21 protein-coding genes and 1 pseudogene are annotated in these 25,688 nt (G+C 49.3%); 5 read left to right on the top strand and 17 right to left on the bottom strand.

What is annotated here, in order from left to right; translation table 11 throughout:
* Both VIM87_RS27900 and VIM87_RS27895 read left to right on the top strand, forming a co-directional pair.
* Positions 1 to 399 (top strand): annotated as a pseudogene (locus tag VIM87_RS27900) (GIY-YIG nuclease family protein); the annotation flags it as partial.
* Between the two features lie 162 nt (positions 400 to 561).
* Positions 562 to 1,773, top strand: a complete 1,212-nt coding sequence (locus VIM87_RS27895; RefSeq protein ID WP_332000161.1) for a serine hydrolase — start codon at positions 562 to 564, stop codon at positions 1,771 to 1,773.
* Between the two features lie 349 nt (positions 1,774 to 2,122).
* Here VIM87_RS27895 and VIM87_RS27890 read toward each other — a convergent pair whose 3' ends face one another.
* From VIM87_RS27890 to VIM87_RS27865, 6 genes are all read right to left on the bottom strand, one after another.
* The gene (locus VIM87_RS27890; protein WP_332000160.1) at positions 2,123 to 3,088 is read right to left on the bottom strand and encodes a DUF1735 domain-containing protein; all 966 of its coding nucleotides are present in this window, start codon (positions 3,086 to 3,088) and stop codon (positions 2,123 to 2,125) included.
* A 42-nt stretch (positions 3,089 to 3,130) separates the two neighbouring features.
* The gene (locus VIM87_RS27885) at positions 3,131 to 4,732 is read right to left on the bottom strand and encodes a SusD/RagB family nutrient-binding outer membrane lipoprotein (protein WP_332000159.1); all 1,602 of its coding nucleotides are present in this window, start codon (positions 4,730 to 4,732) and stop codon (positions 3,131 to 3,133) included.
* Between the two features lie 23 nt (positions 4,733 to 4,755).
* Positions 4,756 to 8,211 carry a SusC/RagA family TonB-linked outer membrane protein gene (locus VIM87_RS27880; protein ID WP_332000158.1) on the bottom strand — a complete coding sequence of 1,152 codons (3,456 nt, stop codon included), beginning with the start codon at positions 8,209 to 8,211 and terminating at the stop codon, positions 4,756 to 4,758.
* A 266-nt stretch (positions 8,212 to 8,477) separates the two neighbouring features.
* Positions 8,478 to 9,665 (bottom strand): FecR family protein, encoded by a 1,188-nt coding sequence (locus VIM87_RS27875; RefSeq protein ID WP_332000157.1) that lies wholly within the window; start codon positions 9,663 to 9,665, stop codon positions 8,478 to 8,480.
* Positions 9,666 to 9,766: 101 nt separating this feature from the next.
* Positions 9,767 to 10,375, bottom strand: coding sequence for an RNA polymerase sigma-70 factor (locus VIM87_RS27870; RefSeq protein ID WP_332000156.1), 609 nt, complete (start codon positions 10,373 to 10,375; stop codon positions 9,767 to 9,769).
* Between the two features lie 45 nt (positions 10,376 to 10,420).
* Positions 10,421 to 10,561, bottom strand: a complete 141-nt coding sequence (locus VIM87_RS27865) for a hypothetical protein (RefSeq protein WP_332000155.1) — start codon at positions 10,559 to 10,561, stop codon at positions 10,421 to 10,423.
* 326 nt (positions 10,562 to 10,887) lie between these two features.
* On the opposite strand from VIM87_RS27865, the gene VIM87_RS27860 reads away from it, so the two are divergent.
* Entirely contained in the window at positions 10,888 to 11,940 is a 1,053-nt protein-coding gene (locus tag VIM87_RS27860; protein WP_332000154.1) for a phosphatidylinositol-specific phospholipase C, read from the top strand.
* A gap of 46 nt (positions 11,941 to 11,986) precedes the next feature.
* On the top strand, positions 11,987 to 13,135 hold the full coding sequence (locus VIM87_RS27855) for a glycoside hydrolase family 88/105 protein (RefSeq protein WP_332000153.1): 1,149 nt from the start codon (positions 11,987 to 11,989) through the stop codon (positions 13,133 to 13,135).
* 251 nt (positions 13,136 to 13,386) lie between these two features.
* Here VIM87_RS27855 and VIM87_RS27850 read toward each other — a convergent pair whose 3' ends face one another.
* From VIM87_RS27850 to allB, 10 genes are all read right to left on the bottom strand, one after another.
* A complete protein-coding gene (locus VIM87_RS27850; RefSeq protein ID WP_332000152.1) occupies positions 13,387 to 16,413 on the bottom strand; it encodes a DUF2723 domain-containing protein in 3,027 nt (1,008 codons plus the stop codon).
* Between the two features lie 99 nt (positions 16,414 to 16,512).
* Positions 16,513 to 16,815, bottom strand: a complete 303-nt coding sequence (locus tag VIM87_RS27845) for a type II toxin-antitoxin system RelE/ParE family toxin (RefSeq protein WP_332000151.1) — start codon at positions 16,813 to 16,815, stop codon at positions 16,513 to 16,515.
* Positions 16,812 to 17,060 carry a hypothetical protein gene (locus VIM87_RS27840; RefSeq protein WP_332000150.1) on the bottom strand — a complete coding sequence of 83 codons (249 nt, stop codon included), beginning with the start codon at positions 17,058 to 17,060 and terminating at the stop codon, positions 16,812 to 16,814. Before VIM87_RS27840 ends, VIM87_RS27845 begins: the two co-directional genes overlap by 4 nt.
* Positions 17,061 to 17,146: 86 nt before the next feature.
* The gene (locus tag VIM87_RS27835; RefSeq protein ID WP_332000149.1) at positions 17,147 to 18,334 is read right to left on the bottom strand and encodes an acyltransferase; all 1,188 of its coding nucleotides are present in this window, start codon (positions 18,332 to 18,334) and stop codon (positions 17,147 to 17,149) included.
* Positions 18,335 to 18,376: 42 nt separating this feature from the next.
* Positions 18,377 to 19,807: a DUF6986 family protein gene (locus VIM87_RS27830; protein ID WP_332000148.1), complete on the bottom strand. Its 1,431-nt coding sequence runs from the start codon at positions 19,805 to 19,807 to the stop codon at positions 18,377 to 18,379.
* Positions 19,808 to 19,969: 162 nt separating this feature from the next.
* A complete protein-coding gene (gene uraH, locus VIM87_RS27825) occupies positions 19,970 to 20,311 on the bottom strand; it encodes a hydroxyisourate hydrolase (protein ID WP_089918052.1) in 342 nt (113 codons plus the stop codon).
* Positions 20,308 to 20,814 carry a 2-oxo-4-hydroxy-4-carboxy-5-ureidoimidazoline decarboxylase gene (uraD, locus tag VIM87_RS27820; RefSeq protein ID WP_332000147.1) on the bottom strand — a complete coding sequence of 169 codons (507 nt, stop codon included), beginning with the start codon at positions 20,812 to 20,814 and terminating at the stop codon, positions 20,308 to 20,310. The genes uraH and uraD overlap by 4 nt, the downstream gene beginning before the upstream one ends.
* Positions 20,811 to 21,557, bottom strand: coding sequence for a (S)-ureidoglycine aminohydrolase (gene allE, locus VIM87_RS27815; protein WP_332000146.1), 747 nt, complete (start codon positions 21,555 to 21,557; stop codon positions 20,811 to 20,813). Before allE ends, uraD begins: the two co-directional genes overlap by 4 nt.
* Positions 21,539 to 22,798 (bottom strand): M20 family metallo-hydrolase, encoded by a 1,260-nt coding sequence (locus VIM87_RS27810; protein ID WP_332000145.1) that lies wholly within the window; start codon positions 22,796 to 22,798, stop codon positions 21,539 to 21,541. Before VIM87_RS27810 ends, allE begins: the two co-directional genes overlap by 19 nt.
* 9 nt (positions 22,799 to 22,807) lie before the next feature.
* Positions 22,808 to 24,139: an allantoinase AllB gene (gene allB / locus VIM87_RS27805; protein ID WP_332000144.1), complete on the bottom strand. Its 1,332-nt coding sequence runs from the start codon at positions 24,137 to 24,139 to the stop codon at positions 22,808 to 22,810.
* A 77-nt stretch (positions 24,140 to 24,216) separates the two neighbouring features.
* Here allB and pucL point away from each other — a divergent pair, with 77 nt between their 5' ends.
* Entirely contained in the window at positions 24,217 to 25,062 is an 846-nt protein-coding gene (gene pucL / locus VIM87_RS27800) for a factor-independent urate hydroxylase (RefSeq protein ID WP_332000143.1), read from the top strand.
* Positions 25,063 to 25,065: 3 nt separating this feature from the next.
* Here the strand turns inward: pucL and VIM87_RS27795 are convergent.
* The coding region (locus VIM87_RS27795; RefSeq protein ID WP_332000142.1) for an XdhC family protein at positions 25,066 to 25,688 on the bottom strand (623 nt) is incomplete at its 5' end.

Below are 25,688 nucleotides of genomic sequence, written 5' to 3'. Positions count from 1 at the left end.
AACATTGCCCGTGGTTTTGCCCGGGTACAGAAACCAAAGGAACGCAGCAAACATACCCCTATCCAGTACAGCAGCAACCCCATGCTGCAGGTAATGGAAGCCAACGAAAAATACCTGCACGACTACTCGCGGATTGCCGATGACCTGACCCTGGGCCTGAGCATTGATGAAGTATTTGCCCTGCATGATGGTGATGTTAGCATGACGGTTATTACCACCGTAAAACGCCTGTTGCAGTACCGCACGCCTAATGCCGAGTTCCTGGGTCAGTGGTGGTACATCGTTAGCGACCTCGGCGCCGGCATGAGCGAAACTAAAGTGCTGGAAAAATATAAAGGCCAAACTACCCGCACTACTGTGCAAATGATCAAACGCATCCTGCGTAACCAGCTGTATTGATCTTATCGCTCTTACTTACGCCTTTTCCCCATGTCTTTCTCATGTGTTTCTCATGTCTTTCCCTACTAAATCCCATGTTTTTCCCTAGTGAATCCCTAGTGAAGTCCTAGTCAGCGTTTAGATATGCTGGTATGCCTTCTGCATTTTTTGTAATTTTTCCCTATGAAACGTTGCTTTTTCCTCACCCTGCTGCTGGGCTGCGCCCTGCTTACCCACGCACAATCCAAAACAAAAAATTACTTTCCTCCCCGCGGAGAATGGCAGCACCGCTCCCCTGCCGCATTGGGGCTGGATTCTACCCAATTACAGGCCGCTATTAAATTTGCCCGCGATAATGAATCCAAATATCCCCGCAACCAGGAGCTTACCCAGGCTATCCAGTTTGGGAAAGAGCCGTACAGCGCAGGCATAGGCCCCTTTTCTGAACGGGGTGAGCCTACGGGCGTGATCATCTACAAAGGTTATATTGTAGCAGAGTGGGGCGAGCCGCTGCGCGTAGATATTACCAACAGCGTTACCAAAAGCTTTTTATCATCTGTGGTAGGCGTAGCGGTAGACCGTGGGCTTATACGCAGTGTAACCGATACCGTAGCGCCTTATATACCGCCCATTGAAGTATACAACCCGCTTGGCGCTGCTTCCACACCCGGGCAGCCGGCTTTGTTATATCCTTTTGCCGGTGAGCATAACCGTACCCTTACCTGGGAGGTAATGCTGCGGCAAACCAGCGACTGGGAAGGTACTTTATGGGGCAAGCCGGATTGGGCCGACCGCCCCGTGGGCAATGATCCTGAAGCATGGCTGCACCGCAAACGCAATGCGCCCGGCACCGTGTACAAATACAATGATGTGCGGGTGAATGCCCTGGCGCTGGCAGCTACCTGCGTATGGCGGCAACCGTTGCCGCAGGTATTAAAGCAGCATATTATGGATCCCATCGGCGCATCCAATACCTGGCGCTGGTATGGTTACCGCAATGCGTGGATCGTGCTGGATGGCGCACCCGTGCAATCAGTCAGCGGCGGCGGGCATTGGGGCGGTGGCATGTTCATCAGCGCATATGATATGGCCCGCTTTGGCCTGCTAACCCTGCACCGGGGTAACTGGAACGGCCAGCAGCTGTTATCTGAACAATGGGTAAAACAGGCGCTTACGCCTACAGCTGCGGAGCCCACATATGGATATATGAACTGGTTCCTGAACACAGATCATAAGCTGGCGGCCAGCGCACCGGCAAATGCATTTATCCATATCGGCAACGGCACCAATTTTATTTATGTTGATCCCGATCACGACCTGGTAGCTGTAGTAAGATGGATCGATTATAAAGCCATGGGTGATATGATAGGACAGCTTTTAAATGCAATAAAATAATTACCGGATTAACTGCCACCCTTATACGTAGTTATACGTACATGTTAGGATGCACCCGTTAAACCACGCTAACCTTTCATGTAAAAAGGGCCGGTTTCCGGACGTATTACTGGTTAAATTCCTACTTTTGGTTTGGGTGACTAATAAGTTCAGAACACGATGTAGCTTACCCACAGACCGGTGATGCGACCAACATCCAAGTCATTTCCCATCCGCTTTCAGCGGGTGGGATTTTTTGTTCCCGGAAACAGTATAGCCCCCGTAAACCGGGGGCTATATGCTCGCTTATGGGGAAGCCTCAACCTAGCTTCCTGATTTGCCTAAGCACCAGTTAGAAAACTGCACTCATTTATCTTGATGACTTGTAAGTGAACTTTTCTTTGAAAGAAGTTCTAACGGCGCCGTTTTGCGTCATAAAATAGCTTACTTCAAAAGACGCTACTTTACCATCGCCGCCAAAAGTGATCTTGTTCACACCCGCAGGGTCCAGCTCTGCAGAGCGTTTATTGGCGCCGGACAGCTGTCCGTAATAATTGGTGATGGAGGTGATCTTTCCGGCGTCATCAAAAAAGAATACCGGGCTAAAGCTGCCGTAGTAAGAGGTGCCGGTAGCGCCGCTCCTGATAGCGTGGCCATATGTTTTAGCCACAACCGGATCATACATGGCAATGGAGTTACCGGAATAGGTGATCATGTTCACATCTATCGGATAATAACCCGTAAGGGAGGAGCTGGTGTTATCTGTCATTGATCCGGTCATGGTGTAAATACCATCATAGCTGTTACGCACAGCAAAGGAAAACAGCGCAGTACCAAAATTACCGCTGATAATGCCGGTGGAGGCAGATGCGATCTTTAACGGTAACGCATAGTTCACATTAAAATCAAAATCGTTGCTCCGGGTAATAGCCACATACACCTGGATCTTTTGCGTACCGCTTTTGATCACAATATTGCTGGGCAGATGGTATACGCTGGCAGGGGGCGCAACATAGTTCGTCCCCTGCTCTGCATTGTAGGCATTTAATGCAGCAGTGTCAACCTCCAGCGCAACCGTAATATCATTGGGCGCCATTTCCGCGCCTGAATAGCTCAGGTTAATATTTATGTTGGCTGACTCCCCTACTCCCAGGCTGCCCAGGTCCACTGCAAACCGGGGCACTATAGCGCCGGCCGGTGATACAATAGAACCGGTATTCTCAAATTCCACCACGTTGTTAGACTGTGCAGGGTCCAGGGCCAGGTGGTCCTTTAAGCAGGAAGTAAATGCCAGCGCCATTACAGCAAGCGATACTTTCTCTATGATATATTTCATCGTAATTTTTTTAATTGTTTATACTTCACAAAACGGCGCTGCTTACTGTGCTGCCCAGAAAATAAGGGATGAAAAAGGATTGATCCCCTTCGGCATGTTAGTGCCGTTGTTGGATGATTCCGTATTAGGATACAGTAAGCGGGTAGGCAGCCTGTCAGCACGGGTGCTGATGGATTGTGTGGATGCAAATGTTTTCAGCGCATCTGAAGAGCCATTTGTAATAGCCGGGTAATGTGTTCTGCGGTACTCATTCCAGGCTTCATGCCCATGTATGAAGTTCAGCGCCACATACTTCTGGGTAATGATGGCTTCTATTTGCTGCGGCTGTGTGGCAGCCAGGTCAAAATGCACCAGGTAGCTGCCGGCATTGTTCTCCAGGTAAGCGTCGTAATCCACCTGCGGGTCCCAGCCATTCAGGTCAAAGGTGCCGTCCGGCTTCATATAATCATATTTGAAAGAGGCAAGCACGCCGGCATCAAACAGCGCTTTTGCATCACCGCTAACAAGTCCTCTTACCACCCCTTCTGCCTGCAGTAAAAAACTTTCAGCAGCTAACAGCAAAGGCTCGCCCGCGCTGGGCGCTTTGAAAATGCCAATGCTGCCGCCAGCCGTAGTGCTGCCCCTGTCGCTGCCTGCATTGGCGCCGGATAGCCAGGCGCTGCCTGCCGGCGCAGCGGGAACGCTGTTGCTTTCATAACCCAGCTGGTTAGCGGTAGTGTTGGGGAACTGGTAATAAATAGCATAGCCCCGGTAATCATCCAGCTTGGTACCGTTATAAAATGAAAGGATCCATTTAGTAGGGATCCAGGCTTTATTGCCTGCGCTGCCGGTTGAGCTATAGATCCAGGTATTCCAGGCAGGGTTTTGCCTGTTATTATCCCTGGCATAACCGGGGTTTATAATGGCATCAGTGGTCAGGAAGCCTGCATCATCAAAAGCAGTGTTGGCAAAAGTAACCTTGCTGCCGGCACGTATCATTAAGCGCAGCTTAATGGTGTTGGCCAGCTGTTTCCATTTTTCCATATCGCCTTTGAACATAGGATCAGAGCTGCTGCCCAGGTCTTTTACGTTACTGGTGCTGCTGCCTTCCTGGCTGGCTTGTGTATTCTTAATGATGGTGATGGCAGAATCCAGCTGTATGGCCAGGTCCTTGTAAATATCCTCTGCCTTATCATAAGCAGGTGTAAGCTCATTAACGCCCTTTAATGCATCCTTGTAGGGAACATCATTATAAGTATCTACCAGCATCTGGAAGTTGAAAACTTTCATAATGCGGGCAGCTGCATTAAAGTAACCATAATCCGCTGTGGTATCTGTTTGCTGTATCACATACTGGAAATCTTCCAGCAGGTCGTAGGAGGAGGTCCATAAACCGGTGCTGGTAGCATTACTGAAATTGTAGGTAACCGCCGCGCCAAAACCACCGTAACCACCGGCGTTGGCGGCATAGCCAACCAGCTGGGAGCCGTAGTTGTTAAAGCTGCTGATGTTGGCAGCCGTATATACAATGGCCTGCGGCAGCACTACTTCCGGCGTAGCGGAGGTAGCGGTATTCGGGTTGGTGTTGATATCCAGGTATTTTTTACAGGAGCTTCCCAACACAACCATTCCTATGGATATAAAAAGTAGTAAGCGTTTTTTCATTTCTCTGATTTTTTAAGATGCAGTTAAAATGTCAATGACAGGGTAGCGCCGTAAAAACGGGAAGGAGGCGTTTGCCCCAGGCCGGTGAGGCCTATACCGTTGCTGTCATTACCTGCATCACTGTATTCAGGATCTGTATAATAGTTTGATTTGGCCAGCCAGATGAACAGGTTGCGCGCCTGCACACTGATCGTGGCGGCTTTAACAACCCTGATCTTGCTGAGGAAGGATGCCGGCACGTCGTAAGACAATGCGATCTCCCTCATCTTCCAGAAATCACCGGAGGTAATGTAGTTCGAGGCTACTGTACGGTTTTCGTCATTGGTCCAGAAGCCGGAGTTACCATTGCCGTCTGTAACGGTGATGTTGGTATTCTTAATGTACTGGCCCGGGTGGTTCGGATCTTCATATACGGAGTTGGGGAATACAAAACGGTCACGGTTAAACGCTGCTGTGCGGTAACCGGTACCGGACCAGTCCAGCTCACCCCCCATATTATTAAACACCATGTAACCACCGCGGTATTCAAACAGGGCCGTTAAACGGAATTGTTTGAAACGTACGCTCAGGTCCAGGCTCAGGCGATGGCGCGCTACTGCATTGCCCAGGATCTTAATGGTGTCATCCGTTTTAGGCGTACCGGTAATGCGGTCCACGATCACATGGCCTTCCGGATCACGGCTGTAATCCTTACCCATAATCACCGGGAACATATTGCCGGCTACGGCATAAGAACCGGTACCACTGCCATAGGATGCCAGTGATAAACGGGGCAGGTCTGCGCTGATGTTATTTACCTTATTGTCCAGGAAAGTATAGTTACCGCCTACGGTTACATCCCAGTCAGCTGTTTTGATAGGCGTTACGTGTGCGGTCACTTCCAGGCCACGGCTGGTGGTTTGCCCGCTGTTCACGCGGAAAACAGAGAAGCCGGTAGCGCTGGAAACAGTCGTATTTACCGTTTGGTTATCGGTCTTAGTGCTGTACCAGGTTACGCTGGTAGTAATACGGTCGTCCAGCAGGTTCAGGTCAAAGCCTGCTTCATAACCTTTGGTGATCTCCGGCTTCAGGCTGGAGGAGATCAGCGTATTATTCACCGTATAACCGGCTACGCCATTGTAAGGGTAACCATTGGCCTGGCTAAAAGTGGGCTGCAGATAGTACGCGCCAAAATCACCGGCATTACCCAGGTTCACCTGCCCTACTTTTGACCAGCCGCCCCGCAGTTTCAGGTAAGTGATCGTGCGGCTTTGTTTTAATGCAGTAATGGCATCGCTGGCGATGAAAGATACATCCACAGACGGATAGAAGAAAGAGCGGTTATCAGGCGCCAGTATGGAAACCCAGTCATTACGGCCGGTACCATGCAGGAACAGGAAATTCTTATAGCCGATACGGAAATCAGCATAAACGCCCATCTGGCGGGCTTTATAATTTGATTCGCCACCCCCCAGGTTAGAAGTAGTGTTGCTGCTGTTATACAGTTCCGGGATGGTTAAGCCGGTTGCATTAACGTTTACGAACTTGGATTCATCCTGGCGCCACTGGGCGCCGGTGATCAGGTTAAAGCTGAAATCTCCGTACTCCTTGCGGAACTGTGCAAATGCATCGCTGAGCAGCTCTGTGATATAACCACTTTCATCGGAAACCGCAGCAGGGATATCGGTTTTGGATCCGCTGGTAGTTTCTGCATAAGCGGTATAATCAAACGCACCCTGCCAGGTTTTGCCGGAGTAGTTGCGGGTAGCAATACCCTGGCGCACCGTCAGGTCAACCCATTCAGCCGGGGAATATTTCAGCTCCAGGTTACCGGTTAAATAATCGTTCCGGCTTTTGGAACGGTTGTTATCCAGCGTAAAGTAAGGATTCTGATACCAGGGATTATAGAACCCGTTGGGATTGGCAAACTTATCGGTTTGCCAGTTCTTATACTTGGTAATATCCACGTTCTGCGGCATGTTCAGCAGGTTGGCATACATGCTGGCCGTTTGCGTGGTAATGTCCCACCTGTTCTGCGTATAGCCAATAGCGTAAGTGCTGCTTACCTTATTGCCTATTTTACGGGTACCGTTGGCGCGTAAGGTGGTGCGGTTGAATTTATCTTTAGGCGTAGTACCTTTTGTGGTAGCATACTGGCCGGAAAGGTAGAAGGTAGATTTATCGTCGCCACTGGTAACGGAAAAATCTGTCTGGTTGGTTAAGCCATGCTCCCAGAAATTATTGTGCTCATTATTGCCGCTGTAAATAGCGGAATCCTGGCTGCCATCTTCCAGCGGCACGCCCAGCGGTACTCTGGTACCGTCAAATGCAGGGCCGTAAGACTGGTTTTCCAGGTTGGAGAACAGCGGTTTGCCGTTTACATCATAACCATAGGAGCTGCCACCTGCGCCAAAACCATATTGCAGCTTGGGAAAGTAGGCTACCGATTCAATGGTGGTAGTGTTGGATGCTTTTACCTGCGTAACGCCATTCTTTCCTTTTTTAGTGGTTACGATGATGGCGCCGTTAGATGCCTGTGAACCGTATAAAGCCGCTGCACCGGCGCCATTCAGCACGGTCAGGTCTTCTACATCTTCAGGGTTCAGGTTACCTAATACGGTATTAGGCACAATTACATTGTCCAGCACCACCAGTGCCTGGTTGTTACCGGTTAAGGAGCGCTGGCCTCTTAATATCAAACGGTAGTTGGGATTTACGCCACCATTGGTGGCATTGATCTGTAAACCGGCCACCTTACCCTGTAAGCCGCCTGCAATGTTCACTGCCTTTCCGGCTACCAGCGTTGCTGCTTTAATGGTAGTGTTGGCGGTACCTACCTCGCGGCGTTTGGATTTAATACCACCGGCGGTTACGATCACCTCTTCCAGTATGCTATTGCTTACTTTCAGCACAATGCGCAGGAGCGCCTCACCTTCCACTTTTATTTCCTGCGGCTCATAGCCTACAGAGCGGATCACCAGCGTAGTGCCAACGGGTACGTTCAGCTCAAACCGGCCTTCCCCATCCGTAACGGTACCCGAGCTTTTGCCCTTTATCTGGATAACAGTGCCGGGTACGGGACCGCCATCAGAGCTGATCACCACTCCTTTTACGGGCCCCTGTACGGCTACGGGCGCTATGCTTTGCGCGGTGCTTACATTGGTGGAGCCGGAGCTTCTTTTTACGATCACCACTTTATCTACAATGTTGTAGGTAAGCGGCTGATGTTGAAAGCAGAGTTTTAATACGGATTGAAGATCTACATTTTTTACTTCCAGGTTGACAGGCTCGGTTTTTTCCAGGTCTTCTCTTGAGTATAGGAAGGAGTAGCCTGTTTGTTTTTGTATCTCTTTGAAAGCCCTGTCCAGGGTAATGTCCTTTAAAGAAAGGGTAATGCTTTGTAAGGTACCGGCACTTACTGGCAGGCAAACAGCGAGTAATAATACCAGTGACAGGAATGATGTAACAAGCCTGCCTCTGCACCAGACGGCGAAGATCATAGATTAGATTTTGGTTGATTAATAAATGTTCAGAACACGATGGTTTAGATCACCCACAGGGTAATAGGGAATGCGACCAACATTCCTATTCCTTTTAAGGGTATTCATTTTGTTGTTTTCTCTACATTAATAAGATAGCAGTTTTTAAAGGTGATAAAATAACAAGTCTAATACGGATAACTTAACGGTAAAAGATGACGTTCAATAGTTACTTGAAAACGGTTTACGGTTGATTACTTTACTTTGGCTCTGCGATACAATATTTACTACGGTTGTGTTACTATTATTTTTTTGCCTTCTATCCGGAAACGAAGCCTTCCGGTTAGCTCCAGCATCGTTAGCAGTTTGGAAACCGGCACATCCCGGGGTATGGATCCCACGAAATGTTGTGATACGGCGCTGGTATAAACAATTTCTGCATCGTACCAGCGGTTCACCTGCCGCATTATAGAGGCAATATCTGCATCATTAAAGGCAAACATGCCATTCTTCCAGGCGGTAACAGCGGCGGTGTCTGTATCCGGCATCAGGCGAAAAGTGCCGTTGGACTGTAATTGCGCCTGCTGGCCCGGTTGCAGCACCTGCATATTATTTCCCCTGCTTACCCTTACTGCTCCTTCCAAAAGGGTGGTGCTGATCCCTGCTTCGTCCGTATAGGCATTAATGTTAAAACAGGTGCCCAGCACTGTTACCTCCATCCCGTTTACAATTACTTTAAATGGTTTCCCGGGATTCCTGGACACTTCCAGGTAAGCTTCCCCGGTAATGGTTACGGTACGGCTGCTGCCTGTAAAGGTTACCGGGTAAGTAATGGATGATGCGGCGTTCAGCCATACTTTACTGCCATCCGGCAATACCAGCCGGAACTGGCCGCCCTTAGGCGTGGTAAGCGTATTATAACCGGCTGTGGCGGCAGCATCTGCCGGGGTATCGTACACCAGCTCCCCGCTGTTCAGCTTCATACCTTTGGTATTTTCCAGCTGTGAAAGAAAGCTGCTGCTTCCTTCATACAAAGCTATAGAGGTGCCGTTGGCCAGCGTTAATACCGCTTTACTGTTACCCGGCGGCAGATCGTTCTGAAACCGGTTATGCGCCCATGCCGGCGCAGGGTGTTTTTCCCTGAACAGGAAGTAAAGCCCTGTAGCCGCCATCAGAACTATGATGGAGGCTGCTGCCACGGCAGGCCATGCCAATAACCGCTTTACTTTCTTTTGTGTACCCGTTGCCGGTAATGCATTGCGGGTAACCCTGCCATACATATATTCCCAGTCTATGGGCGGTTCTGCCGTTCCGGGAAGTATATTTTCCAGGTGTTCATCAGCCAGCGCTTCCAGCTTTTCCTTCATTCCCGGTTGGCCGATGTATTCAAAAAACTCCTGTAATTCTGCTTCCGTACATGTTCCATTAATATACTTCCTATACAAATAGGTGAGGCGGTCGGAATTCCCCGTCATTTGTTGGTTTTTTTGTACTCTGTAGTTATACAGACTGTTTTAAAAAGGGATAGTACCGGAAGGATAAAACATATTTTTTTCTATTATACGATAACGCGCGCTCAATGCCGCTTAAACAGTATAATAGTATGTATCCAGTAACCTACAATGGATAATAATTGTGCATGCCTGGAGAGGTACAGCCTTATATACTTTAATATATCTGTAAGATTATTTTTCACTGTTTGTACGGAAACGTCCATTTGCCGGGCTATTTCCTGGTGCGACAATCCATCCCGGCGGCTGAGCCAGAAAATGGCCTGCTTTTTTTCAGGCAGCTGCGCAATCACCTCGTTAATAAGGCGCTGGCTTTCCTGTGCATTCAAAAGCTCTTCTGTTATATTCTGCAAAGGGGAAAGGTTGGCCCATATAGCCTGCATGGCCTTTTTATCTTTGGCCAGGGCCGCCAGCAGGTCCAGGGCGCGGTTGCGCGCCATGGTGTAGATGTATTTACGGGGATAGCTGACAAGGGCCAGCTGCGCCCTGTTCTCCCAAAGTTTTAAGAAAATGTCCTGTACAATTTCTTCAGCATCAACAGTAGAATGCGATAGCTGGTACGCAAAAATGAAGAGCCGTTGCCTGTACATCTCAAATAGCTGACGGAAGGCGGGCTCATTTCCTTCGGCTATACGCTTAAACAGTTCGGTTTCATTATAGGAGCTCTGTTGCATTTCACCCGTTAGATGTTTGTTGCCACGGTTTAGACTCTTATGTTGTTATACTTTCGGTTGGACCAGCTGCTTTAAAGCGCTGCTGTTCAATAGTGCCGGCAGATCTGTTGCTCTGTTTTGCTCCTTTTGGCCGGTTGGAAAACCTGTATTGCCTTCCCAGGAACGTACTTCATTTGTTTTAGACACGAGCGATCCTTTTTCAGATGCTCATGAGGCCCCCCTCTGGCGGTTCTCCTGTATGACAGGGAAGGTTATCATGCTCGGTTTCAATAAAGTAGGTGAAGCTTCCCCGGAAACTGCAGGAACTAAATTAATAGAAAATTTGTCTCTTTTCAGTCAAATTCCGGCGAAACATATTTTTTCATCTTTTAATCGCGTTCTGCCTTATATTGTATAAATAACAAAAGTGGTATAGTAAATATCAGATAGTATTACCAAATTGTTATACCGCGTTCCTATAGCTGGTTAAACAGATAGCCGAACGTAATTTTGTGGAACCTACAACTGCTACTATGAATAAGCAACCGTTCATTGCTGCCGCCGCCTGCATGGTGGCAGCGATCTGTTTGATTGGCTGCACCAGAGAGTTACCTGTTTATGAAGCACGCCCGGAGGCGGCATCCTATTTCAGGCACGCCTCCTTTAAAACTTCTACGCCGGCGTATCCGGCCAGCATTCCGCTCAGCGGCTGGATGGAGATGGTGCCCGGTAATGTGAACCTTACACACCTTTCCTTACCCGGCTCACACAATGCCTGCGCGCGTTACGAGCGTTTTGGCAAAACCGCCAAATGCCAGACATTAACGATCAGCGAACAGCTGGAGGCCGGCATCCGTTTCCTGGATGTACGCTGCCGCCACATTGATAATAAATTCTCCATTCACCATGGCATTGTATACCAGCGGCTTGATTTTGATGCGGTCATGCATGCCTGTACGCAGTTCCTGGACCGCCACCCCGGTGAATGTATTATCATGAGCATTAAGGAAGAATACCGCTCTGTTAATAATACCCGCTCTTTTGAGGAAACATTTGATGCCTATGCAAAACGGTATGCAGATAAATGGTATTTAAGCCCTACCATCCCTACCCTGCAGGAAGCCAGGGGCAAAATTGTATTGCTGCGGCGCTTTACTGCTAAAAATGAAGATATGGGAATTGACGCTACCGGCTGGGCCCGTAACCGCACCTTTACCATCAATAACGGCCCTACGCAGCTGCGGGTGCAGGATGAGTTCCTGGTGCCGCGTAACCGTATTAAATGGAGCAACAGCAATGCGCTGCTTACAGAGGCCCGCACCGTAAATACAGATGCGCTGTATATTAATTTCCTGAGTGGTTATAAACCGCGTGCGTTCCTGCGTATTCCCAATATTAAAAAGGTATCCCTGGCTATGGGTAATAATATTATCCGCTTTTTTACCGCTAACCAGCGCGGGCGTTTTGGCATTGTGGCGATGGATTTTGCGGATGCAACCAAAGCTTCGCTCATTATCAGCACCAATTTTCAGCCGGTTACTGAAAGAGAGGCGCAGAACATTTACGTGTTAAATAACCCGGAATAAAAGCGGCGGCTTTATTATCTTGTTATTCCTAATAAATAACACGATTATGAAGAAACCCACCCTGTACCGCCTGATGGCGGTTTTGTTGTTTACTGCAGCTGTTAACACCGGCGCTCCGGCGCAATCCAAAAAAGCCAATGCTTATTTTAAAGATCTTCCCAAAGGCAGCACACCACAGGAAGTTGGCAAACGTGTGGCGGAACATTTCGTTGAAACCCCTCACGGTAATGTCGGACATGGCCCTTCTAAATTTATTATTTACCCGGAAACCTGCGCCTGGTACGGCTCCTTGACCTTTGCCAGGGAAACAAAAGATAAAGCCCTGTTGGATAAGCTGGAACAACGTTTTACCCCGCTGTTCACCACAGAATCATCCATGGTGCCGCAAGCGGTGCATGTAGATTATACTGTATTCGGCGCCGTACCGCTGGAATTATATATGCAAACCAAAGATGAGAAATACCTAACCCTGGGCCGGCAAATAGCCGACCAGCAATGGACCGCACCGGAAGGCGACCGCGCCACCCCGCAGGCAATGGATTGGTATCATAAGGGTTATACCGGGCAAACCCGTTTATGGATCGATGATATGTATATGATCACCGCAGTACAGGCCCAGGCCTACCGCGCTACCAATGATCCGAAATATATAGAACGCGCTGCCAAAGAAATGGTGCTGTACCTGGATAGCCTGCAACGCCCCAACGGCCTTTTTTACCATGCGCCGGATGTGCCTTATTTCTGGGGCCGCGGCAATGGCTGGATGGCAGCCGGCATGAGCGAGCTGTTACGCTCCCTGCCCGAAAACAATCCTGACCGCGCCCGCATTATGAAAGGGTATAAGACCATGATGGCCTCTTTATTAAAATACCAGGCCGCAGATGGCATGTGGCGGCAGCTGGTGGATGATCCGGGCTCCTGGCCGGAAACTTCCGCCACCGGCATGTTCACCTTTGCCATGATCACCGGTGTAAAGAACGGCTGGCTGGATGCCGCCACTTATGGCCCGGCGGCCCGCAAAGGCTGGCTGAAGCTGATCACATACCTGGACGAGCACAATAACATCCGTGAAGTATGTGAAGGCACAAATAAAAAGAACGATCATCAGTATTACCTGGACCGCGGCCGGGTTACCGGTGATCTGCACGGGCAGGCGCCGGTGTTGTGGTGTGCGACCGCGCTCCTCCGGCAATAGTCAACGGTTAACAGATGCAAGACCACAGCAGTAGTGCGTAAAGATTATTGTTCAAAAAATAAAAAGTAAAAAAGCAAAAATTAAAATGGGCTTGCACGCCACTTTAATTTTTGCTTTTTACGTTTGGTATAGTTGCTAATTTATCTGACTAATCCAACACAGGGCCATCATCCCCGGACAGTGGATCGGCATCTGTGGACGGTGGTCCATCCGTCAACCACGGTCCATGGTCAGTGGCCCTGCGGGCCGCCTTACAACAGCTTCCCGGGCTTGGCGCCAAAGGCTGCCTTCATCTTCTGCAGCTGCGGAATAATGTATTCTGCGGCGCGTTGATAATCGGTGCGCAGGTCATTCGTTAGCTTATCATCCGGTAAAGATTCATAATAGGCTATCTGCTGCTCACAATCTTTGATGATCTTTTTTGAGATCGCTTCCGCCTTTTCCGGGTTACCGGCCAGGTAATAAGCATAGGCTACCTGCATGGAGCTCATGTTGTGCGAATTTCCCTGCGAGGTCATACCGTAGGGATAATTCTCCTCACGTATGTTACGGTCCATGGTATCCAGCACATGCAGCGCTTTTGTTTTATCACCTTTGGCAGCCAGGTCAATAGCCAGTCGCGTGTAGGTGGCGCGCAGCTGCTGCAGCATGCTGCGGTTCGGCTCATCAAAGTAAACGCCTTTTTTATCCGCGCTGCAGAAAGCAAATTTCTTCAGGTTATCATACATTCTTCCTGAGTTTACAGGCACACCATCTACCGCAGCCGCGGCAGCATCGTCTGTAAGCGGTGTTAAAGGCACCAGGCGGTAGGTCATGCCTTCACTTTCCAGGTAGTTCTCCAAACCGGTGCCACGCGGAATAAAGGGGTTGGCAAAATAAATGGGACGTTCCCAGTTATTGGTTGCAATAATGTCCAGCATGGCCAGGTCGTTCTTATACAGCGCATTCTTGTTAATGCGGAAGGTTACCTGCGGGGCTACCCGTGCACTGTCTGCTGCCGATACGGTACCATTTGCCAGCACCTGCGCTTTATTCACCGGCAGGAATAGTTGCTGGGAGGGCAGGTAGTTCATGGATTCACCGCTGCTGGTCATAAGCTGCGCACGCTGATCATCGCTGCCCATAAAGGCCATCACCTCTTTCAGGTTGTAGAATTTATCCTGCGGAAAAATACCGGCATCGTGGTACAGTATATAATTGTGCTTATCTCCTTTGTATTGATCGGCGCCCCAGGTCATGGCTACCGGCTTGCCGGCTGTATTGGTGCGCCTGGTCTGCTGCTCAATGTACCAGTCGGCGCTCAGCAGGCTGGTATGGATCACACGTACATCCGGGCGAATGCCTTCCACTTCCTGCGCATACCACAAGGGGTACGTTTCATTATCACCTGCTACAAACAAAATAGCATTGGGTGCGCAGGATTCCAGGTAATCTTTGGCAATATCACGGGCCAGCACTTTCTGCGAACGGTCATGATCATCCCATTCCTGGGAAGCCATTAAGGCGGGTACTGCCAGCAGGCAGGTAAGCAGCGCTACCGGCGCCGCATATACGAATTTTAACCGGGCACGCTGCTGTAACCAGGTATGCACCGCTAATACACCCAGCCCTATCCAGATGGCAAAAGCATAGAACGAGCCAACAAAGGCGTAATCCCTTTCCCTGGGCTGGTTACCGGGTTGATTGATGTAGAGCACAATGGCCAGGCCGGTGAAGAAGAATAAAAGCCCCACCACCAGGCTGTCTTTACGCCGCTGTTTGTAATGGTACACCAAGCCCAGGATGCCCAGGATCAGCGGCAGGAAGAATAAAGTGTTATGCGCTTTATTTTCTTTGAGGCTATCCGGCAGCTTACTCTGATCGCCATACAGCAGGTTATCGATAAAGGATACGCCGGACACCCAGTTACTATCCCGCACGTTGCCGGAACCCTGTATATCATTTTGCCTGCCTACAAAATTCCACATGAAATAACGCAGGTACATAAAGTTCACCTGGTAGCCCATAAAGAAACGGATGTTATCCTTAAACGTAGGCTGCTCGCCCTGCGCCAGTCCCAGCCACTGCCGGTAAGCATCCACATGCCCCTGATCGTTCTGCGTATCCCACACGCGGGGGAAGAGCATCATGTCTTTACTGTCATACACAGCCTCATAACGTTTGCCGGTAACTTCATATTTACCAGCGCCTTTGCTGTAGGTATTGCCGGTTTCTTTGTAGTCCAGTGGTTTGGCAGTGAATACCTGCCCGTACACCAGCGGAAAATCACCGTAATTTTCCCGTCCCAGGTAACCCTTCAATGCCACAGGATTATCTACATTATACATATCAATACCCGGGTTGGCATTGGAGCGGATAAGCGTTGTAATGTAAGTGGAGTATCCAATGAATAAAAAGATGGTGCACAGTAATCCCAGCCGCACAAAGTAATGTCCCTTACGTTTGGCCCAGCGCATACCCAGCGCCAGCGCCACTATCATCATTACTACAAAGAACAGGGAGCCGCTGTTAAACGGCATACCCAGTGAGTTTACAAACCATACATCCATTGCGCCGGCAGCTTTAGCAGGGTATTGGATAAAACCTATTTGTACAACCCCTGTAATGGCGCAGCCCAGCATTAATGCCAGCAGCGTGCCCCTGAGCGTAGGTTTGTGACGGCGGAAATAATATACCATCACCATGGCCGGAATGGTCAATAAGTTTAAGAGATGCACGCCAATGGATAATCCTATAATGTAGGCGATCAGGATCAGCCAGCGGTCGGCATAGGACCTGTCGGCCTCCGCTTCCCATTTGAGAATGGCCCAGAAAGCCAGCGCTGTAAACAGGGATGACATAGCATATACTTCACCTTCCACAGCCGAGAACCAGAAAGATTCAGAGAAGGTATAAGCCAGCGCGCCCACCACACCGGCGCCCATGATCAACAACGTTTGTTCCCCAGTGATGGTGGTATTGTCCTTTACCATTAGCTTACGCGCAAAATGCGTAATCGTCCAGAAAAGAAAGAGGATGGTAAAGCCACTGGCCAGGGCACTCATTACATTCACTCCCAGCGAAGCCTGCGCAGGCGACAGCCACATGCTGAACAGGCGGCCCAGCAGCACAAACAGCGGAGCGCCCGGCGGATGAGGTATCTGTAATTTGTAGGAGGCGGCTATAAATTCCCCGCAGTCCCAGAGACTGCCGGTGGCCTCCATAGTAAGCAGGTACACGGTACACGCAATCACACACACGATCCAACCGGTAATGTTGTTGATCTTGTTGAAGTTCATGTTTGATGGTTTTAATTGAGCAAGGGCAGGGTTATGCTCTATTAAAATAAAACATCATTTCTTAAGAGTATGTTAAAGTGGAGGGGTGGCGGAAGGGCCTTATTTCTTCTTGTATTTATTAAGGGGGCTGCGTTTATGATGATATATAGAAGTAATGATCACCATCTGATCCACTTCATTAATAAAATATACGATACTGTAAGGATATTTCTTTAATGCTACTTCCCTGAACTGACGATAGGTTTTACGGTAACGGTCGGGCTCCGTACGGAGTACATCTAGTTTTTCTTTTATTGCAATGATCAGATTTTCAGCAGCTTGTTCACTCCTTTCTGCGTACCAGGCAATGGCAAGTTCGTATTCTTCTATGGCAACTTTCTGGTAAGCAATGGTGTAGCTCATTTACGCTTACCAGCTTTTAATACTTTCTGTATCCGTTTATCTGCCGCCACCTCACTTATCAATGCTTCACCTCCTTTATAACTTTCATACCGGCGGTCCAGCTCTTTCTTAAATTCATCACTATACTCTATTACCTCCTGCTCTTCTGCAAAAGTTTTGGCAATGGTAAGAATAGCTTTTTTCTGCCGGGCATTCAACTGTTCCAGGTAACTGTTGATCTGTTTATTTAATGAAGGCTCCCCCATATCATTTTCGTTTGTACAAATTTAAAGTAATATTCAATACTAAACGGCCTAGGCCTGCAGATGCTAACTATTTAATAAACAACCTATTAATATACTGCGGGTTGTCTTTCTTCCTTTACAGGCTTCAATGCGGCCTCATCCCTCCTTTTCAACACCCTATCTCTCAATCTTAAAAACGGTTTCTCAATCACCCACCTCAACACCAAAGCTGCCAGCACTACCATCCCGGTACAGATCACAAACATACCCATCCCATTCGCATCAACCCATTTACCTAACCACAACTGTGTGAGGTGCACCACTCCTTTATGGCTTAAGTAAATGGAGTAAGATAAAGTAGCAATTAAACCGGTACCGCGCGCCGGCAGCTTATATAAAATACAGGACGGGCTTAACGCCGCTATCACCATCACGCCAAAGGCAATGGAGATCAGCGGAAACCCGGTCACAGTGGTATTCCGGGTAACCATTTCTTTATTACATAAAAAGTAAGCGCCGGTGATCAGTGCCAGGCCCAGTAATAACATGGCATTCCCATGCCGGGTAAGCTTTTCTTTCAGCGCCGGGCGGTACTGGAATATGGCTGCAATGGCAATACCGGTCAATAATCCATCCAGGCGGTTATAGGTCGGATAATAGATCCATTTATACCAGGCCAGCACCGGCCCCGAATCATCCTGCCCCACTAAAGGCGCTACAAAATGCGCCCAGCCCCAGGCACGGATAAAAAAGCCGGCCACAAAAAGTGTTAGTAACCCAAAGGCCATTACCCGCGGCACATTGAAGCGGGAAATGAACAACAGGATCAAGGGCAGGAATAAATAAAACTGCTCCTCAATACACAACGACCATGCATGGCTGAAAGCCCTTGTAGCACCCAGGTACAGGCCAAAGTTCTGTGTAAAGGTGAGGAATTTCCAGAGCGGTGGCAGGCCTTCAAACTCCTTAAAAGCAGGCAGGGCAAAATATAAAGTAAGCACTGCCAGGTAAGCCGGCAAAATGCGAAAAAAACGTTTGATGTAAAACTCTTTCAGCGAAATGCCTTTGCCCTGCTGCAAACTTTTAAAAAGCTGTGCAGATATCAGGTAACCACTCAGCACAAAGAACAGGTCCACGCCCGTCCAGCCAAAGCTGCCCGCATCATTCACCCAGTCGGGGTGACCAAACATCCGGTAGTGACAAAGGAATACCAGCGCAATGGCAAGCGCCCGTAAATGATCCAGTCCGGCCAGCTTTTTCACAGGCGGTTCCGTTACTCCGTTGGAAAATTGCATAATGGTTATACTAATAGCGGGTGAAGGCTTTAAAGATAATAATTATTTTTTCCGCCTGCCTTCCAATATGCGGTAAAAAGAGCGGCTCCTGATCTCATCCAGCGTAAGGCCGGTGGCCAGGGCTTCCGATTCCCCGATGGCGCCGCAGTTCATGGCTTTTAAAAAGAAGTTAAGCAGTCCCTGCCCGGTGGCGGCATCATCAAAAATATCTTTGGTAAGGGTAGAGATGGCAGCCCGTTCCACAAAAGTTTTTAAACGGAACACCGCATCTTCATAGCTGCTTAAAAAGAAATTATAGGTAGCGGCATACCGCATGGGCAGCTGTGCGGGGTTCAGATCCCAGCCCTGGTAAAAACCATTTATGAGGGAGTGCATAGTATGGTGGAAGCCCGTGCGCCAGGCATTGTGCACAGCAGCGCGGTTCTCCGCCTGTTGTTCAAAAGTAAGGTCCTCTCCGCGGTGCGGGCCAATGGGCATTACATTGGTAGCCCCGTCCGACAGGAAAATGCCGGTACCTCCCAGTGCAACCTTGGTCATATGATGTGCAAAATCACATACCGGGTGCGCCATGGTCTGGTACCTGGCCGTAATACCGCAGGACGCTGTATAATCATACGTACCAAAATGTGCGGCAATACAACGCCCTTCGCTGGCTTTAATAATACGCATTAAAGGATTACGGCCTTCCTCATCCATGATGATCTGCGTAGCCTCTACCATGGTTTCCATTTTCAGGGAACCTGCCGGCAGCTGATGCGCTTTTTCCAGTATCTCAAATAAACGTACCAGCGTAATTACCTGCTCCGGGATGGTAACCTTGGGCAACATCACCACAAAGTTGGCCGGCAGCACACCTTTGGTGGCTTCCAGCAAAGTGGTGAGGAACAGGTCCAGCGTACGTACACCGCGGTGTTTAAGATCTTCGGTGAAGGGTTTAATGCGGATGCCGATAAATGGCGATACTGTTTTTTGCGCCATCCCTTTGGCCAGCTCCTGCGCAGCGGCAATGGCAGTGGCATCTTCCTCCGCATCCGGCCGGTTGCCAAAGCCATCTTCAAAGTCTATACGAAAATCCTCTACCGGCTCTGTGCGCAGCTTGTGGATGATCTTGTTATACACAGTGTAGGCCAGCCAGGCGGTTTCCTGCCGGCGGGCTGCTTCCGGTAATTGATCCAGTTTATGCGTAAGGGTTATAATGTCTTCAAGCGCATGAGGTAAATGCTGATGGCCGGCCAGCTCCAGCACATTGGCCAGCACTACAAAGTTGGGGGCATAGGTTTGCAGGTTCTTGAAAGCCACCTCTCCTATCTTCACACAGGTATCTGCCTTAAACAGGTTAGCGCCGCCATACACGGTATGTACCGGTTGGCGTTCTGGTTTATCACCGGGATAGGTTTGCTGGAACTTTTTGTTAGCTACACTCAGGGCCTGTAGCAGCTGCGTTTGCTCGTTTTCATTAATGGACAGCATCATGGTGAATTACGAATTATTCAATTACGAATTACGAATTATGTACTGCGTTTGGATTGTCACCTAAATAACTGCTAATATGAACTGGGTATTACAATTTACCGGTCACTGTCAATACGAATTACTCAATTCGTAATTCGTAATTGAATAATTCGTAATTACTAATCACGATCCCCGGTACGTACTATACCCGTATGGGCTTACCAGCAGCGGCACATGATAATGTTCGCCTTTATTGAGATAGAACACAATCTCCACATAAGGATAAAACGTGTTGATGCCTACACTTTCATAATATTCCTCCGTAGCAAATTTCAGCTTATAAATGCCTTCTGTTAATACGGCATCTTCGCCCAGCATGTCCGGCAGGCGGCCATCATCGTCGGTGGCGCCGCCGCCAATGGCTTCCCAGTCGTTATTATTCTGGTATTGGTATAAAAAAACAGTCATATCCACCACCGGCTTTCCCTGGCTGGTATCTAATACATGGGTAGTGATTTGCGTCATACGGCTAATAATTTTTGTAAACGGATCCTGGTGATCTTGCCCTGTTCTGCCATGGCAATCCAGATTTCTTTTGCCGGCTCATTGGGTAGCCGTTGCTTTAACAGTTGTAGCATTTCTTCGGCAGACTTTCCGGTAGCGCAAACTATGAATATATATCCAAACTTTTGTAAATAGGCGCGGTTCCCATCTGCCAAAAGCAGCAACGTAACGTTGGTAGCATGTTCCACAGCTGCCTGCTCGGCGGTGGCCCATCGGGCGGTGCTGGCAAACTTTTTTTCCAGGTCTTCCAGATCGCCTATCAGTGGGTGATGGGAAAATGCTTCTTTCCAGTCGCCAACAGTACAGCTTTCCCATACTTCTGTTGCGGCCTGGTATAATGCATCCTCATCCTGGAAAGGGAAACGCCTGCTCATCCGCTCTACCCAGGTAGTAGAACCGCAACATTGAAAAAGGGCCTCTTTTAAAGCAGGCTGTGATAGTTGGTTAAGTGCTTGAATTGTCATGGTGTAAAGGGGTATCGGTTTACGTTTTTGTAATAAATGTACACGGCGGGTTCTTTGCCCATGGCGGTAAACCATTGCTGGCAGTACGGCGCCATCCAGATGGAATCGCCTTTTTTTATGGGGTACCATTCCTGGTCCAGCATGTATACGCCCTGCCCCTGCAGGTATAGCAGGCCGTGCTCCATAATATGCGTTTCCACAAAAGGCAGGTGCCCGCCGCTATCGTAGGTGAATATATTCACGGCCATATCAAAGGCCGGGTGATCGGGCAGCAATACCTGCAAACGCAGGGCAGGATCGCCCAGGTAGGTGGGGCCCTCAATTTGCGCAGCATCACCAAAGATCACCGGTGGCGGCGCATAGCCTTCCAGCTTTTCATACACTTTATGGAAACAGAGTATTTGTGTACCCGGCACCGTATTTTCCAGCTGGTAGGTTTTACCAATGGGCACGTACAAAAAACGTCCTGCGCTCAGCAGGTTCTTTTTACCGTCAGCAGTGGCATGGCAGCCGCCGCTGATCACGTAAAAGAATACCTGCGAGACATGCGTAGCGCCGGTAATGCGCCCGCCTTCTCTGGCGGTGATAAGGGTTTGGGTAAGCTGCGCCCCCATAGCCTCGCTGATGATCACATTCACGGTGCAGTTTGTCCAGCCGGGAACGGTGCTGTTCACGTATCCGTCCGGGCTAATAACGGCATGACTGCCTTTTACCACGGAACGGGTTAATGCTGATATTTCCATACCTGATCATATTGATGAATAACATGCTGTATAAAATTGTCTGCTACCTCCACGGCAGCAATAAGATCCTTTAACGCTACATCTTCCAGCGGGTGGTGGCTTATGCCTTTAAAGCAACGCACAAATAACATGCTTACCGGCGCCACTGCTGCAATGGCCACTGCATCGTGCCCTGCCCCGCTCACTAATGCCACCGGTTTATAACCTGCATCCGCAATGGCAGCTGTGAGCAATGCGTTTAAACCAACGTCGCATAATACGGGTGCGGTTTCCTGCACAGGCATCCATTCAAACCGTATGTTACGCTGCTTACAGATAGCAGCCGCTGTTTGCTGCAGCGTTTCATACGTGGCCGCCAACATACTTTCATCAGGGCTCCTGAGGTCCAGCGTGCAGGTAACAAGGCCCGGAATTACATTGCTGGCGGCGTTTTCCACCTGCAGCTTACCTACGGTAGCCACTATCTTATCTTTATGTAACAGGGCTGTTCTTTCTACTGCCTGCACAAATTCCGCCGCACAGCATAAAGCATCCTGCCGCATATCCATCGGCACTGTACCTGCATGGCCGGCCATTCCCCTAAAGGTAACGGCTATTCTTTTTTGCCCGGCAATGGCCTGCACCACTGCTACCGGTATATCCCTTTCATATAATACGGGCCCCTGCTCAATATGGATCTCAAAATAGCCTAACCAATCCTGCGCAGGTATGGCATCATTCTGTAGCCTGGCGGGATGGCTGCCATTAGCATGGATCACATCCTTTATAGTAACACCGGTTGCATCCGCATGCGCCAGCAAAACCGGTTCAAAAGTACCGGCCAGCACTTTGCTGCCCAGGTAAGTGGTATGAAAACGACAGCCTTCCTCATCACAAAAAGCTACCAGCTCAATATCAAAAGGCAGCGCGGTACGGCTTCGGATCAATGCTTTCAGCATGTCCAGCCCCATGATTACTCCGAGCGGCCCATCAAATTTACCGGCATTTATTACCGTATCCATATGGGAGGCGATCACAAAAGTTTTGGCGCCGCTTAACCCGCAGGTCAGGCGCCCCCTCACATTGCCAATGTTATCCATACTTACCGCTAAGCCGGCAACCTGCATCCAGCTCATGATGGTTAGTGCGCCCTGCCGCCAGGCAGCCGTACCATAGGTACGCGTAATACAGCCTTCCGTTTCACTGATCCCGGCCAGCGCCTGTATGCGCTCCATAATATCTTCCGCTCGCTGTTTATACATTTGCATGGCTTATCTTAATATGATGTTACCGGTATGCGGCGCCGTTAAATGGCCCCTGTCATATACCAGCCGGCCCCCCAAATAAGTTTGTTCCACTACCCCATACAGGGTTTCATTGATATATGGTGTAACCTTATGTTTATGATGCAATATACTTTCTGTTACCTTAAACGTGGCTTCGGGGTCCCATATTACAAAGTCGGCACTATACCCTTTAGCGATCATCCCTTTTTGCAAGCCTGCCAGCCGGGCCGGCGCTGCGCCTAACCACTCCGCCATGGCTGTTACCGGGATCTTTCTTTTACGGGCGGCGGTCCACAATACGGGTAAGGCCAGCTGTAAAGAGGCTATGCCGCCCCAGGCTTTGCTGAAGTTACCGCTTTCCAGCTGTTTTAGCGCCGGTGTTGCAGGCGAATGATCGGTAGCTACAAAATCAATAATGCCCTGTTGCAAGGCCTCCCATAACTGCTCATTATTGACTTTATTGCGGATGGGTGGCGCGCATTTAAACTGCGTTTGTCCGTCAGCGATGGCTTCCGCATTGAAGTATAAATAATGCTGCGCCGTCTCAACGGTAATGGGTAATCCCTTTTCTTTGGCCTGCCGCAGCTGTGCTATCGATGATGCGGCCGACAAGTGCACAATATGCACGCGGCAGCGGTATTTTTCACACAGCTTTATCATTAAGGCAATAGCTGCATCTTCCCAATGCGCGGGCCGTGAGGCCAGGTATTGCCGGTACGAATGCGGATCCGTTACCGGGGGCGCCATATCATCACTTAGCTCACAATGCACCAGCAAAGGCAAATTACTTTCGGCAATAAGGGGCATTGCCTTTTCCAGGTCAGCGGCTGTAACATTTGGAAAATCATCAATACCGGAATGCGTAAGGAATGCTTTAAAACCCAGTACACCTTTATCAATTAAACCGGGGATCTCCTTTTCATTACCCGGCACTACCCCGCCCCAAAAACCACAGCTGGTATGCAGCTGATTAGCGGCAGCCGCTAATTTTTGCTCAAAGGCTTTTACCGTGGTAGTAACCGGCGATGCATTCAGCGGCATATCTACCAGGGTAGTAATACCACCTGTAATGGCAGCGCGGGTAGCGGTTTCAAACCCTTCCCATTCCGTGCGGCCCGGTTCATTAATATGTACATGAGGGTCAATAACACCGGGCATCAGCAGCCGGTTGCCTATGTCTGTAATGTTATCAGGGGAAATATTATCCGGCAGGGCAGGCGCCACCTCCACTATTTGGCCATTGCTCACTAATACCACCGCGCGTTGCAGCCCATCGCGCGTAAGGATATTGTTGCCGCTTATAGCCAGATCAAACATACACGGGAGCCGGTTTTACTAAAAGTAGAATTAATTTTTTAAATTAGGATACGCTAAAGTTAAGTAAAACAAGCTCTATGAAAATCAAACTGGGTGAGAACGCTTACGGCAAAAATGCGGTGGAATTGTCAAAGATCATCCGGCATGACAATTACCATGAATTTCGCCAGGTATCTGTGAATACCCTGCTGGAAGGCGATTTTGAAACCGCTTATACCCGGGGCGATAATACCCGCATACTGCCTACCGACACCCAGAAGAACACCGTATACGCTTTAGCCAAAGATCATTTTACCGGCAGCATTGAAGATTTTGCGCTGTACCTGGCCAATCACTTTACCACCAACAATCCGCAGGTACATAAGGTGCAGGTGGAAATACAGGAACATAGCTGGACCCGCATGCAGTTTAACGGAGCGCTGCACCCGCACGCCTATACCAGCGGCGGAGCAGAAAAACATACCGCCCTTATTTTACAGGAAGGCAATACCCTGAGCGTTAGCGCCGGCATTGCGGACCTCCTGATCCTGAAAACCACCGATTCTGCTTTTGAGCATTATATCCAGGATGCATATACCACCCTGAAACCTGCCAGCGACCGCATACTGGCTACGCAATGCACCGCCACCTGGCGCTATGCCAAACCAGCAGGGGACTTTAGCGCATTGTTCAGCAACATCCGCCAAACGCTGTTACATACCTTTGCGCACCACAAAAGCCTTTCCGTACAACAAACCCTGTATGATATGGGTAAAGCAGTGCTGGAAGCCTATGATGCCGTACAGGAAATTAGCCTGGTGATGCCTAACAAACATCATATTCCCTTTAACCTGGAACCCTTTGGCATGAAAAACCAGAACGAGGTATTTATGGCTACCGATGCGCCGTATGGTTATATCAGCGGTACGCTGGTGCGGGAGTAAGTGTTAATCTCCTTTATTCTTTACCTGGATGATCTCCGCAGCAATGCTCACGGCAATCTCTTCCGGCGTATGGCTGTTAATAGGCAGGCCTACCGGGGCATACAGATCATATAGCTGCTCGGGCCTAAAGCCTTCCGCCATGTATGTTTCAAACATTTTTTCAATTTTACTTTTACTGCCCAAAATGCCAAAGTAGCGGAATTTTTTATTGAGCAATGCGCGGATGGCAATATCATCCGTACGGTAACCAAAGGTCATTACCACTACATAATGATGATGGCCGGCGGGTATTTTCTCCGCCAGCTGGCTGTAATCCTGTACCGTACATTTTTCGTCGGCATAATCATTTTGCAGGATGGTATGCAGCTCCGGGCGGTCGTCATATACATGAATGTAAAAGTTCATAGTGCTCATGAGCCGGGAAAGGGCCAGCGCACAATGGCCGCCGCCAATAATGTACAGGTGCGACCGGTACCCTATATTCTCCTGGTACTCCCAGTTATTTTCATCGGCCATATCAAAGTAAGGCTCATCCTGCGGCATAAAGCTTTCCCGGAAATCCAGGCCCTCGGGCGAGAGCTGTAACCCGCCCTGCCGGTGCTGCTGCAGGCAGATAATGATCTGCT

The organism is Chitinophaga sp. (assembly GCF_036569125.1).
Lineage (GTDB): Bacteria > Bacteroidota > Bacteroidia > Chitinophagales > Chitinophagaceae > Chitinophaga.
Note: the sequence above shows the minus strand (reverse complement) of the source record. Positions and strands in the feature narration are given on the sequence as shown.

What these genes read in the sequence shown, in the direction of transcription:
- uraH (WP_089918052.1), bottom strand. Translation starts at nt 20,311, where the DNA reads ATGACGCAAATCACTACCCATGTATTAGATACCAGCCAGGGAAAGCCG.
- VIM87_RS27890 (WP_332000160.1), bottom strand. Translation starts at nt 3,088, where the DNA reads ATGAAATATATCATAGAGAAAGTATCGCTTGCTGTAATGGCGCTGGCA.
- VIM87_RS27895 (WP_332000161.1), top strand. Translation starts at nt 562, where the DNA reads ATGAAACGTTGCTTTTTCCTCACCCTGCTGCTGGGCTGCGCCCTGCTT.
- VIM87_RS27885 (WP_332000159.1), bottom strand. Translation starts at nt 4,732, where the DNA reads ATGAAAAAACGCTTACTACTTTTTATATCCATAGGAATGGTTGTGTTG.
- VIM87_RS27870 (WP_332000156.1), bottom strand. Translation starts at nt 10,375, where the DNA reads ATGCAACAGAGCTCCTATAATGAAACCGAACTGTTTAAGCGTATAGCC.
- VIM87_RS27880 (WP_332000158.1), bottom strand. Translation starts at nt 8,211, where the DNA reads ATGATCTTCGCCGTCTGGTGCAGAGGCAGGCTTGTTACATCATTCCTG.
- VIM87_RS27845 (WP_332000151.1), bottom strand. Translation starts at nt 16,815, where the DNA reads ATGAGCTACACCATTGCTTACCAGAAAGTTGCCATAGAAGAATACGAA.
- VIM87_RS27840 (WP_332000150.1), bottom strand. Translation starts at nt 17,060, where the DNA reads ATGGGGGAGCCTTCATTAAATAAACAGATCAACAGTTACCTGGAACAG.
- VIM87_RS27850 (WP_332000152.1), bottom strand. Translation starts at nt 16,413, where the DNA reads ATGAACTTCAACAAGATCAACAACATTACCGGTTGGATCGTGTGTGTG.
- VIM87_RS27835 (WP_332000149.1), bottom strand. Translation starts at nt 18,334, where the DNA reads ATGCAATTTTCCAACGGAGTAACGGAACCGCCTGTGAAAAAGCTGGCC.
- VIM87_RS27810 (WP_332000145.1), bottom strand. Translation starts at nt 22,798, where the DNA reads ATGTATAAACAGCGAGCGGAAGATATTATGGAGCGCATACAGGCGCTG.
- VIM87_RS27860 (WP_332000154.1), top strand. Translation starts at nt 10,888, where the DNA reads ATGAATAAGCAACCGTTCATTGCTGCCGCCGCCTGCATGGTGGCAGCG.
- pucL (WP_332000143.1), top strand. Translation starts at nt 24,217, where the DNA reads ATGAAAATCAAACTGGGTGAGAACGCTTACGGCAAAAATGCGGTGGAA.
- VIM87_RS27855 (WP_332000153.1), top strand. Translation starts at nt 11,987, where the DNA reads ATGAAGAAACCCACCCTGTACCGCCTGATGGCGGTTTTGTTGTTTACT.
- allE (WP_332000146.1), bottom strand. Translation starts at nt 21,557, where the DNA reads ATGGAAATATCAGCATTAACCCGTTCCGTGGTAAAAGGCAGTCATGCC.
- VIM87_RS27830 (WP_332000148.1), bottom strand. Translation starts at nt 19,807, where the DNA reads ATGATGCTGTCCATTAATGAAAACGAGCAAACGCAGCTGCTACAGGCC.
- VIM87_RS27875 (WP_332000157.1), bottom strand. Translation starts at nt 9,665, where the DNA reads ATGACGGGGAATTCCGACCGCCTCACCTATTTGTATAGGAAGTATATT.
- allB (WP_332000144.1), bottom strand. Translation starts at nt 24,139, where the DNA reads ATGTTTGATCTGGCTATAAGCGGCAACAATATCCTTACGCGCGATGGG.
- uraD (WP_332000147.1), bottom strand. Translation starts at nt 20,814, where the DNA reads ATGACAATTCAAGCACTTAACCAACTATCACAGCCTGCTTTAAAAGAG.